This window comes from Pseudomonas sp. MF08831 (assembly GCF_059862645.1).
In genome coordinates, this window is the sequence record NZ_JCBCUX010000004.1 from 18,946 (window position 1) to 31,323 (window position 12,378).

8 protein-coding genes are annotated in these 12,378 nt (G+C 58.6%); all 8 read right to left on the reverse strand.

Annotation, left to right across the window (positions count from 1 at the left end):
* Nucleotides 1-1,314 (reverse strand): branched-chain amino acid transport system II carrier protein, encoded by a 1,314-nt coding sequence (gene brnQ / locus AC19YS_RS09090; protein ID WP_106576738.1) that lies wholly within the window; start codon nucleotides 1,312-1,314, stop codon nucleotides 1-3.
* Nucleotides 1,315-1,732: 418 nt separating this feature from the next.
* Nucleotides 1,733-2,614 (reverse strand): succinate--CoA ligase subunit alpha, encoded by an 882-nt coding sequence (gene sucD / locus AC19YS_RS09095; RefSeq protein ID WP_003172813.1) that lies wholly within the window; start codon nucleotides 2,612-2,614, stop codon nucleotides 1,733-1,735.
* Nucleotides 2,614-3,780, reverse strand: coding sequence for an ADP-forming succinate--CoA ligase subunit beta (sucC, locus tag AC19YS_RS09100; protein ID WP_003233235.1), 1,167 nt, complete (start codon nucleotides 3,778-3,780; stop codon nucleotides 2,614-2,616). Before sucC ends, sucD begins: the two co-directional genes overlap by 1 nt.
* Nucleotides 3,781-3,982: 202 nt before the next feature.
* Entirely contained in the window at nucleotides 3,983-5,419 is a 1,437-nt protein-coding gene (gene lpdA / locus AC19YS_RS09105; RefSeq protein WP_106576739.1) for a dihydrolipoyl dehydrogenase, read from the reverse strand.
* A 99-nt stretch (nucleotides 5,420-5,518) separates the two neighbouring features.
* On the reverse strand, nucleotides 5,519-6,751 hold the full coding sequence (gene odhB / locus AC19YS_RS09110) for a 2-oxoglutarate dehydrogenase complex dihydrolipoyllysine-residue succinyltransferase (RefSeq protein ID WP_106576740.1): 1,233 nt from the start codon (nucleotides 6,749-6,751) through the stop codon (nucleotides 5,519-5,521).
* Between the two features lie 44 nt (nucleotides 6,752-6,795).
* Entirely contained in the window at nucleotides 6,796-9,627 is a 2,832-nt protein-coding gene (locus AC19YS_RS09115; protein WP_106576741.1) for a 2-oxoglutarate dehydrogenase E1 component, read from the reverse strand.
* Between the two features lie 261 nt (nucleotides 9,628-9,888).
* Nucleotides 9,889-10,593, reverse strand: a complete 705-nt coding sequence (locus AC19YS_RS09120) for a succinate dehydrogenase iron-sulfur subunit (RefSeq protein WP_003172807.1) — start codon at nucleotides 10,591-10,593, stop codon at nucleotides 9,889-9,891.
* 11 nt (nucleotides 10,594-10,604) lie between these two features.
* The gene (gene sdhA, locus AC19YS_RS09125) at nucleotides 10,605-12,377 is read right to left on the reverse strand and encodes a succinate dehydrogenase flavoprotein subunit (protein ID WP_106576742.1); all 1,773 of its coding nucleotides are present in this window, start codon (nucleotides 12,375-12,377) and stop codon (nucleotides 10,605-10,607) included.
* Between the last annotated feature and the right edge of the window lies 1 nt (nucleotide 12,378).

Here is a 12,378-nt window from a genome sequence, read left to right on the forward strand (position 1 = left end):
TTACGCGATGGCTTCGCTACGCTTGCCGAGCATGCGATCAACCACAAATGCAACGACCAGCGTCATCACCGACGGCACCAGCCATGCCAGGCCTTGCTCGCTCAGCGGCAGGTGCGCCAGCTGGGCAGGCAACCAATCGGCCAGGCCCGCGCCCTTGAGCGCATCGATGCAACCAAAGATGAACGACACCAGCATTACCGGGCCAACGATACGGCCCTGCTCCAGCCAGAAGTCTTTGCAGAAGCTCAGGGCCACCAGCACGATGCACGGCGGGTAGATTGCGGTAAGCACCGGAATCGAGAAGGCGATCAGCTTGGTCAGGCCCAGGTTGGACACAAACAGCGAGAACAGCGCCAGGATCACTACCAGCGTCTTGTAGGACAGCGGCAGGATTTTGCTGAAGTACTCGGCACACGCGCAGGTCAGGCCCACAGCGGTGACCAGGCACGCCAGGGAGATCAACACGGCGAGGAAGCCGCTGCCCAGAGAGCCGAACGTGTGTTGCACGTAAGCGTGCAGCACCGCCGCACCGTTGCTCGCACCGGCGGCCACGGCATGGCTGCCCGAGCCCAGGCGGAACAGGCTGACGTACACCAGCGCCAGGCCCACGCCGGCAATCAACCCGGCAATGATTGCGTAGCGGGTGATCAGCTGTGGCGATTCGACGCCACGGGAACGGATGGCATTGACGATGACGATCCCGAACACCAGCGCGCCCAGGGTATCCATGGTCAGGTAACCATTGATGAAGCCTTGGGAGAACGGTGCGGCCACGTATTCCGGTGTCGCCACGCCGACATCACCGGCCGGCAGGGCAAATGCAGCGATGCCCAGAATGGCCAGGGCGATGATTTTCAGTGGCGCCAGGAAGCGACCGACAGTGTCCAGCAGGCGGCCCGGGTACAGGGACACGAAGAACACCACCAGGAAATACACCGAGCTGTATAGGAACAGCGCCAGCGGGCTTTCGCCAGTCAGCGGCGCCAGGCCCACTTCAAACGAAACGGTGGCGGTACGCGGGGTGGCGAACAGCGGCCCTACCGCCAGGTATGCCGCCGCCGCGAGCAGGCCGCCGGCGATCTTGCCGATCGGGCTGCTCAACGCGTCCATACCGCCGCCGACCTTGGCCAGGGCGATGACGGTGACCACCGGCAGACCGACCGCGGTGATCAGGAAGCCCAGCGCTGCCATCCAGACGTGAGGCCCGGACTGCAAACCAACGATAGGCGGGAAAATGATGTTGCCGGCGCCCACGAACAGGGCAAAAGTCATAAAGCCTAACGCCAGGATATCCTGGCTTTTCAACACTTTCATTTCAGGAAATACCACACTACTGAATCGGAATTTAGAGAGGGATTCCCTGTGGATGAGGGAACTGCTGCCGGTCCTTATGGGGACCGACCGGTCTGGCGCGCGGCTTCCTTTTGGGATGCGGACGCATAAAGAGGCGGCTAGAGTACAGAATTGGGCTGACAAACGCACTGTTGCGGGGCGAACTGTCCGATAAGCGACATCCAAATGTCGCGTTTTCATACTTAACGTTGTTAATACAGAACAATGTGGGAGCGGGCTTGCTCGCGAATACGGTCTGTCAGTACCCAATTTACCGACTGATCCTGCGCATTCGCGAGCAAGCCCACTCGCACATTTTGATCTTCAACAATCTTTAGAACGCACAAAGGCCACCCGAAGGTGGCCTTTGTGTGGGTGAAGCGTCAGCTAAGCGCGAGGCTTACTTGACAGCCCAACCCGTCAGCTCAGCCAGGGCTTTGCCGATGTCTGCCAGCGAACGCACGGTTTTAACGCCTGCGTCTTGCAGTGCAGCGAATTTCTCGTCTGCAGTGCCTTTGCCGCCAGAGATGATTGCGCCAGCATGGCCCATGCGCTTGCCCGCAGGGGCAGTCACACCAGCGATGTAGGAAACAACCGGCTTGGTCACGTGTGCCTTGATGTAGGCAGCCGCTTCTTCTTCAGCCGAACCGCCGATCTCACCGATCATCACGATCGCTTCGGTCTTCGGGTCTTCCTGGAACAGCTTCAGGATGTCGATGAAGTTCGAGCCTGGGATCGGGTCACCGCCGATGCCGACGCAAGTCGACTGACCGAAACCGGCGTCAGTAGTTTGCTTCACAGCTTCGTAGGTCAGGGTGCCGGAACGCGAAACGATACCGACCTTGCCTGGCAAGTGAATGTGACCTGGCATGATGCCGATCTTGCATTCGCCTGGGGTGATCACGCCCGGGCAGTTAGGGCCGATCAGGACTACGCCCAGCTCGTCGCACTTAACTTTAGCGTCCAGCATGTCCAGGGTAGGAATGCCTTCGGTGATGCAAACGATCAGCTTGATGCCGCCGAATGCTGCTTCCAGGATGGAATCCTTGCAGAAAGGAGCTGGAACGTAGATCACGCTGGCGGTGGCGCCAGTGGCAGCTACAGCGTCTTTCACGGTGTTGAACACTGGCAGACCCAGGTGCTCGGTGCCGCCTTTGCCCGGCGTTACGCCGCCAACCATCTTGGTGCCGTATTCGATGGCTTGCTGGGTGTGGAAACTACCTTGCGAACCGGTAATACCCTGGCAGATAACTTTGGTGTCTTTATTGATCAGGACGCTCATTATTTGCCCTCCGCAGCTTTGACAACTTGTTGAGCAGCGTCGGTCAGGCTGGTAGCCGCGATGATGTTCAAACCGCTTTCTGCCAGTACTTTAGCGCCCAGTTCAGCGTTGTTACCTTCAAGGCGAACAACAACCGGGATTTTAACGCCGACTTCTTTCACTGCACCGATGATGCCTTCGGCAATCATGTCGCAACGAACGATGCCGCCGAAGATGTTAACCAATACTGCAGCGACGTTGGAGTCGGACAGGATGATCTTGAACGCTTCGGTCACGCGTTCTTTGGTAGCACCGCCGCCCACGTCGAGGAAGTTGGCTGGTTTGCCGCCATGCAGGTTGACGATGTCCATGGTACCCATGGCCAGGCCAGCACCGTTGACCATGCAACCGATGTTACCTTCCAGCGCTACGTAGTTCAGTTCGAACTTGGCAGCGTGCGCTTCGCGCGGATCGTCTTGCGACGGATCGTGGAAAGTCTTCAGCTTAGGCTGACGGTACATGGCGTTGGCGTCGATGTTGATCTTGGCGTCGAGGCAGTGCAGATCGCCGTCAGCCTTGATCACCAGCGGGTTCACTTCCAGCAGGGCCAGATCGTGATCCTGGAACAGTTTGGCCAGACCTACGAAGATCTTGGCGAACTGGGCAACTTGCTTGCCTTCCAGGCCCAGCTGGAAAGCCAGCTCGCGACCCTGGAATGGCTGAGCGCCAACCAGTGGATCGATAGTGGCTTTCAGAATTTTTTCTGGGGTTTCGTGAGCGATCTTCTCGATGTCCACGCCACCTTCGGTGGAAGCCATGAACACGATGCGACGGCTCGAACGGTCAACGACAGCGCCCAGGTACAGCTCTTTAGCGATATCAGTGCACGATTCAACCAGGATCTTGGTGACTGGTTGGCCATTGGCATCAGTCTGGTAAGTCACCAGACGCTTGCCCAGCCACTGCTGTGCGAAGGCCTTGGCGTCTTCTTTGCTGCGAACCAGCTTAACGCCGCCCGCTTTACCGCGACCACCAGCGTGGACCTGGGCTTTGACAACCCACTCGGTACCACCGATTTTGTCGCAAGCTTCTGCTGCTGCTTCCGGGGTGTCTACTGCGTAACCCTTGGATACTGGCAGGCCGTATTCAGCGAACAGCTGCTTACCCTGATACTCGTGAAGATTCATGCTTTTTACCGTCTTCGTTAGGTACTGCGCATTCGGCGCTGCGCTCATTATGAGTGCCGCGCCACCTGTGACTGCTGCTTGCACAACTTCCAGGGCTTAACGCCCGTAAAGCTGCGCAAGACTGCGTCCAGCGGATATTCCGCGGTGAGTCTTGCGCGCAAGGCTCACGACGGGCAACCGCCGTGGTTTCTTATTATCTCGCTTAGCGCTTCTTCTTGTTGGCGATGTGGATGGCGCCGCCATTCACAGCCAACGCGGCTTCATGCAGCGCTTCGGACAGGGTCGGATGGGAGAAGACCATCATGCCCAGGTCCTCGGCGCTGGTGCCGAATTCCATACCGATCGCGCCTTGCTGAACCAGTTCTGCAGCGCTCGGGCCAATCACGTGGACGCCCAAAACGCGGTCAGTCTTGGCATCAGCGATGACTTTGACAAAACCACCGGTGTCGTTGGCTGCCATGGCACGGCCAGAAGCGGCAAACGGGAAGGTGCCGACGTTAACTTCAACGCCTTCAGCTTTCAACTGCTGTTCGTTCTTGCCGACCCATGCAATTTCCGGGTGGGTGTAGATAACGGACGGGATCAGGTCGTAGTTCATCTGGGTTTTGTGACCCTTGATGCGCTCGACAACCATGATGCCTTCTTCGGAAGCCTTGTGCGCCAGCATCATGCCGCGCACCACGTCGCCGATGGCGTACACGCCAGGCACGGTGGTAGCGCAGTGATCGTCAACGTGGATGAAACCACGCTCGTCGATGTTCACGCCGCTGTCGGAAGCCAGCAAGTCGGTGGTCACTGGACGGCGACCAACGGCTACGATCAGCTTGTCGAAGGTGATGGTCTGCTCGCCTTCTTTATCGGTGTAGGTCACCACGACTTCTTCGCCGTTGACCTTGGAACCGGTAACACGGGCGCCCAGCTTGATGTCCAGACCTTGTTTGGTCAGGGTTTTCAGCGCTTCTTTGGACACCGCGGTGTCGGCAGCCAGCAGGAACGTGTCCAGGGCTTCCAGAACGGTGACTTCAGAACCCAGGCGGGACCATACCGAACCCAGCTCCAGACCGATGACGCCAGCGCCGATCACGCCCAGACGCTTTGGAACAGTTTGGAATTCCAGGGCGCCGGTCGAATCAACGATCACGTTCTGGTCAACTGGAGCCGGTGGAATGTCGATTGGACGCGAGCCTGGAGCCAGGATCACGTTCTCGGCTTCGATGACTTCTACCGAACCGTCCGGCTTGGTGATTTCAACTTTCTTGCCGGCCAGCAGTTTGCCGTGACCTTGCAGGGACGTAACGCCGTTGGCCTTGAACAGGGTGGCAACGCCGGAAGTCAGGCCTTTAACGATGTTGGCTTTACGGCCGACCATTGCTGGCACGTCCATGGTCACGCCAGCATGGTTGATGCCGTGGATCGCGAAACCGCTCTGGGCTTCGTGGAATTTCCAGGAGCTGTCCAGCAGCGCCTTGGAAGGAATGCAACCTACGTTCAGGCAAGTACCGCCCAGCGCCAGTTTGCCTTCCTTGTCGGTGTATTTTTCGATGCAAGCAGTCGAGAGGCCCAGTTGTGCGGCCTTGATGGCGGCAACGTAGCCGCCAGGACCTGCACCAATCACTACAACGTCAAATTTCTGCGACATGAAAATAGTTCCTCTATTCAGCGACAAGCTTCAAGCGACAAGCCGCAAGCCAAGCTGCTTTTTCCTACAGCTTGTAGCTCGCAACTTGCCGCTGCGTCTTTAAATGTCCAGCAGCAGACGAGCCGGGTCTTCCAGCAGGTTCTTGATGGTCACCAGGAAAGTCACGGCTTCTTTACCATCGATCAGGCGGTGATCGTAAGACAGTGCCAGGTACATCATTGGGCGGATCACGACTTGGCCGTTGATGGCCATCGGACGCTGGATGATGTTGTGCATGCCCAGGATCGCAGCTTGTGGCGGGTTGACGATCGGGGTCGACATCATCGAACCGAAGGTACCACCGTTGGTAATGGTGAAGGTACCACCGGTCATCTCGTCGATGGTCAGCTTGCCGTCACGGGCTTTCTTGCCGAAGCCGGCGATGCCGCCTTCGATTTCAGCCAGGCTCATCAGTTCGGCGTTACGCAGAACCGGTACCACCAGGCCACGGTCGCTGGACACGGCAACGCCGATGTCTGCATAGCCGTGGTAAACGATGTCGCTGCCGTCGATCGAAGCGTTGACTGCCGGGAAGCGTTTCAGCGCTTCGGTGGCCGCTTTCACGAAGAACGACATGAAGCCCAGGCGCACGCCATTGTGGGACTTCTCGAACAGGTCCTTGTACTTCGAACGCAGGGCCATGACTTCGGTCATGTCGACTTCGTTGAAGGTGGTCAGCATCGCCATGTTCGACTGTGCTTCGACCAGACGCTTGGCCACGGTGGCACGTACGCGAGTCATCGGTACACGCTTCTCGGTGCGGTCGCCAGCGGCGAACACAGGCGCAGCGGCAGCCGGGGCAGCAGCCTTGGCAGGTGCGGCAGCTGGAGCGTTTTTCTTGGCTTCAACTGCAGCCACCACGTCTTCCTTGGTGACACGGCCGTCTTTGCCGGTGCCTTTGATGGACGCCAGGTTGATGCCGTTCTCTTCAGCCAGCTGACGCGCAGCCGGTGCAGCGATTGGATCTTCGCCAGCAGCAGCCGGTGCAGCTGGAGCCGAAGCAGCCGGTGCAGCAGCAGCGGCTGGGGCAGCGGCTGGAGCAGGAGCAGCAGCGCCGCCCTCTTCAATCGAGCCCAGGATCTGGTTCGACAGAACGGTAGCGCCTTCTTCGGCAACGATTGCGCCCAGTACGCCGTCAGCCTCAGCCAACACTTCCAGAACGACTTTGTCGGTCTCGATGTCGACGATCAGGTCGTCACGCTTTACGGCGTCGCCTGGTTTCTTGTGCCAGGTGGCAACGGTGCCATCGGCAACCGATTCCGGGAATGACGGGGCTTTGATTTCGATAGCCATTATCTGTGGGTCCTTAAAATTCGGTTTCAGTCAGCGCGAAGGCGTTAAACAGTGAAAGCATCTTGCAGCAGTTTTTCCTGCTGCTCGGCGTGCATCGACGCATAACCACACGCAGGTGCAGCAGAAGCATCACGACCGGCATACTCAAGGCCAAGGCCTGTTTTGTGGTTACCGATGCTGCGACGCAAGTGATGCTGACTGCTGTACCACGCGCCCTGGTTCATCGGTTCTTCCTGACACCACACCACGTTGGTGAGGTTGGTGTAAGGCGCGATGGCCTCCATCAGGTCGTCTTCCGGGAACGGGTAAAGCTGCTCGATACGCACAATGGCGATGTCTTCGCGGCCTTCGGCACGGCGTTTTTCCAGCAAGTCGTAGTAAACCTTGCCGCTGCACAGGATCAGGCGAGTGACCTTGGCCGCGTCCAGGGTGTCGATTTCTGGAATCACGGTCTGGAACGAACCGTCGGCCAGATCTTCCAGGGTCGAGATGGCCAATTTGTGACGCAACAGCGATTTCGGGGTCAGCACTACCAGCGGCTTGCGCAGCGGGCGGATCACCTGGCGACGCAGCAAGTGGTAGATCTGGGCCGGAGTAGTCGGCACGCACACCTGGATGTTGTGCTCGGCGCACAGCTGCAGGTAACGCTCCAGACGGGCCGAAGAGTGCTCCGGACCCTGACCTTCATAACCGTGTGGCAGCAGCATGGTCAGACCGCACAGACGGCCCCACTTGTGCTCGCCGCTGGTGATGAACTGGTCGATAACCACCTGGGCACCGTTGGCGAAGTCGCCGAACTGGGCTTCCCAGATCACCAGCGCGTTTGGCGTGGTGGTCGAGTAACCGTATTCGAACGCCAGTACGGCTTCTTCGGACAGGAACGAATCGTACAGGTCGAAACGTGGCTGGCCTTCGTACAGGTTCTGCAACGGGATGTAGGTGCCCGCGTCTTTCTGGTTGTGCAATACCGCGTGGCGGTGCGAGAACGTACCGCGGCCGATGTCCTGGCCGGTCATGCGGATCGGGTGACCTTCGAACGCCAGGGTCGCGTACGCCATGGTTTCAGCGTAACCCCAGTTGATCGGCAGGCCGCCGGCTTGCATCTTCTGACGGTCTTCGTAGATCTTCGCAACCTGGCGCTGCACCACGAAGCCATCTGGAATTTCCAGCAGCTTGGCGGACAGTTCCTGCAGGGTTTTCAGATCGAACGAGGTGTCGTGACGCGCAGTCCAGGCGTGGCCCAGGTACGGACGCCAGTCAACGAACAGCTCTTTGTTCGGCTCTTTAACCAGGCTTTTTACTACGTGCAGACCGTTGTCCAGCGCGTTGCGGTATTCATCGATCTTCGCCTGAACACGCGCGTCGTCAACCACACCGGCCTTGATCAGGCTTTCGGCGTACAGCTCACGGGTGGTGCGCTGCTTGGTGATTTGCTGGTACATCAACGGCTGGGTGCCGCTAGGCTCATCCGCTTCGTTGTGGCCGCGACGACGGTAGCAGACCAGGTCGATCACCACGTCACGCTTGAACTGCATGCGGTAGTCGATGGCCAGTTGGGTCACGAACAGCACGGCTTCCGGATCATCACCATTCACATGGAGGATCGGCGCCTGGATCATCTTGGCAACGTCGGTGGCGTACTCGGTAGAGCGCGCGTCCAGCGGGTTGCTGATGGTGAAACCCACCTGGTTGTTGATGACGATGTGAACCGTACCGCCGGTCTTGAAGCCGCGCGTCTGCGACATCTGGAACGTTTCCAGAACCACGCCTTGACCGGCAAATGCCGCGTCACCGTGGATGGAAATCGGCAGAACCTTTTCACCGGTGGAATCGTTGCGACGATCCTGGCGAGCACGAACCGAACCCTCGACCACTGGAGAAACGATTTCCAGGTGGGATGGGTTGAAGGCCATGGCCAGGTGAACTTCACCGCCGGTGGTCATCACGTTGGACGAGAAGCCCTGGTGGTATTTAACGTCACCGGAACCCAGCTCGACCTTCTTCTTGCCTTCGAACTCGTCGAACAGCTCGCGCGGGTTCTTGCCGAAGGTGTTGACCAACACGTTCAGGCGACCACGGTGAGCCATGCCGATCACGATTTCCTTGGTGCCGTAGGAACCGGAACGCTGGATCAGCTCGTCGAGCATTGGAATCAGGCTTTCGCCGCCTTCCAGGCCGAAACGTTTGGTGCCCGGGTATTTGGTACCCAGGTATTTCTCGAGACCTTCGGCTGCGGTCACGCGCTCCAGCAAGTGGCTGCGTACGTCGGCAGACAAAACCGGACGGCCACGCACACCTTCCAGACGATGCTGGAACCAGTGGCGCTGCTCGGAATCGGTGATGTGCGTAAATTCAGCGCCGATGGTGCGGCAATATGTCTGCTGCAACGCTTCGTGAATTTCGCGTAGGCTCGCTTCCTCTTTGCCGATGAACAGGTCGCCGGCACGGAAGGTCGTATCAAGATCGGCATTGGTCAAGCCGTAATGATTGATCGACAGGTCAGCAGGTGCAGGACGCTGCCAGAGCCCCAGCGGGTCAAGCTGGGCCGCCTGGTGGCCACGCATCCGGTAAGCCTGGATCAGTCGCAGTACTTCAACTTGCTTCTTCTCGTGCTCGCTGCTCACGCTCCCGGCGGAAACCGGCTGAGCGCGGCGCTGGTTCTTTGCCAGCAGCACAAACTGATCGCGAATTGTTGCGTGCGATACATCGGTGGCAGCGTTGCCGTCTGAAGACAACGTCTGAAATTTGGTGCGCCATTCTTCTGGCACAGCGTTAGGGTCGTGCAGGTAGAGCTCATAAAGCTCTTCCACATAGGCAGCGTTACCACCTGAAAGATAGCCGCTGTTCCACATGCGCTGCATCACGCTTTCTTGCATGCTTGGTCACCCTCGATTTGGGGACACCACCGGCGAAAACACCGAGTTTGCTTGCAAAAGGCCAAGTGCAGCGACCAAAACAAGCCACTTAGGATCACGCTGATAGTTCGGGTACCAACCCGAATGCCCCTGCTTGTCTCATTTCTTCAAAATAAGAGCCGCGGCTTTGTAAGTCGCTGCTCAAGTTAAAACTACGGCGCCGGTTGAAGCCTGCGCCGTAGCATTTACGGGCACAACGGTCCTGCTTTGTTACAACGTCGGTTACACGCCGCTTTGCAGCAGCATGTTACGGATGTGACCAATGGCCTTAGTCGGGTTCAGGCCTTTGGGACATACGTTGACGCAGTTCATGATCCCGCGGCAGCGGAATACGCTGAACGGGTCATCCAGTGAAGCCAGACGCTCGGACGTCTTGGTGTCACGGCTGTCTGCCAGGAAGCGATACGCTTGCAGCAGGGCAGCTGGACCCAGGAACTTGTCCGGGTTCCACCAGAAGGACGGGCACGAAGTCGAGCAGCAAGCGCACAGGATGCACTCGTACAGACCGTCGAGCTTTTCACGCTCTTCCGGGGACTGCAGACGCTCGATGGCCGGAGCCGGCGTGTCGTTCTGCAGGAACGGCTTAACTTTCTCGTATTGCTTGTAGAAGATGCTCATATCGACGACCAGGTCACGGATAACCGGCAAACCTGGCAGAGGACGAACGATCAGCTTGTTGCCTTTCACCACGGCAGACAGCGGCGTGATGCACGCCAGGCCGTTTTTGCCGTTGATGTTCATGCCGTCGGAACCGCACACACCTTCACGGCAAGAGCGACGATAGGAGAAACCCTCGTCCTGCTCTTTGATCAGGGCCAGTACGTCCAGCACCATCAGGTCTTTACCACCGGTATCAACCTGGAATTCCTGCATGAACGGCGCAGCGTCCTGATCAGGGTTGTAGCGATAAACACTGACTTTCAACATGGCAGCCACCCTTAGTAAGTCCGAATCTTCGGTTCAAACGTCGGAACCGTTTTCGGCGAGAAGTTCACGGCACGCTTGGTCACGCGCTTGTCACCCGGGAAGTACAGGGTGTGGCACAACCAATTCTCGTCGTCGCGGTCTTCAAAGTCTTCACGAGCGTGAGCACCACGGGATTCCTTACGAACCTCGGCGGCGATCGCAGTCGCTTCAGCCACTTCCAACAGGTTTTGCAGCTCAAGGGCCTCGATACGAGCGGTGTTGAACGCCTGGCTCTTATCGTTGATCTTGACGTTGGCGATGCGCTTGCGCAGATCGGCCAGCTGGGCAATACCCTTCTGCATGTATTCGCCGGTACGGAATACACCGAAGTAGTTCTGCATGCAGTTTTGCAGCTCGCGACGCAGGGTTGCCACGTCTTCGCCATCGGTACGCTCGTTCAGAGCGTTCAGACGCGCCAGGGCAGTTTCGATGTTGGCGTCGGTCGCGTCATCGTATTCGATGCCGTCGGTCAATGCCTTCTCGAGGTGCAGGCCGGCAGCACGACCGAATACCACCAGGTCGAGCAGCGAGTTGCCGCCCAGGCGGTTGGCGCCGTGAACCGATACGCACGCCACTTCGCCTACCGCGAACAGGCCGTGAATGATCTCGTCCACGCCGTCGGCGTTCTGAGTGATCGCCTGACCATGAATGTTGGTCGGCACGCCGCCCATCATGTAGTGGCAAGTCGGAACAACCGGAACCGGAGCAACCACCGGGTCAACGTGAGCAAAGGTCTTGGACAGCTCACAGATACCCGGCAGGCGGCTGTGCAGTACTTCCTCGCCCAGGTGATCGAGCTTGAGCAGTACGTGGTCGCCATTGGGGCCACAGCCGTTACCGGCAATGATTTCCTTGACCATCGAACGCGCTACAACGTCACGACCGGCAAGGTCTTTCGCGTTCGGAGCATAACGCTCCATGAAGCGCTCGCCGTTCTTGTTGATCAGGTAGCCACCTTCACCACGGCAACCTTCGGTTACCAGTACGCCGGCGCCGGCAATGCCGGTTGGGTGGAACTGCCACATTTCGATGTCTTGCACCGGTACGCCTGCACGCAGTGCCATGCCAACGCCGTCACCGGTGTTGATCAGGGCATTGGTGGTCGATGCGTAGATACGGCCTGCACCACCAGTCGCCAGAACGGTAGCCTTGGCGCGGATGTAGGAGGTTTCACCGGTTTCGATGCAGATGGCGATCACACCAACGAATGCGCCGTCAGCGTTTTTTACCAGGTCAACTGCGTAGTACTCGTTCAGGAACGTGGTGCCGGCTTTCAGGTTGCCCTGATACAGGGTGTGCAGCAGCGCGTGACCGGTACGGTCGGACGCAGCACACGTACGGGCAGCCTGGCCGCCTTTACCGTAATCCTTCGACTGGCCGCCGAATGGACGCTGGTAGATACGACCCTGCTCGGTACGCGAGAACGGCAGACCCATGTGGTCCAGCTCGAACACGGCGGCCGGGCCTTCCTGACACATGTATTCGATAGCGTCCTGGTCACCGATGTAGTCGGAACCCTTGACGGTATCGTACATGTGCCAGCGCCAGTCATCGTTCGGGTCGGCGGACGCGATGGCGCAGGTGATGCCACCCTGGGCCGATACGGTGTGGGAACGCGTTGGGAACACTTTGGTGATCACGGCAGTCTTGTGACCGCCCTGGGCCAGCTGCAGCGCTGCGCGCATGCCAGCACCGCCGCCACCAATAATGATGGCGTCGAAGGAAATAGTTGGAATGTTAGCCATG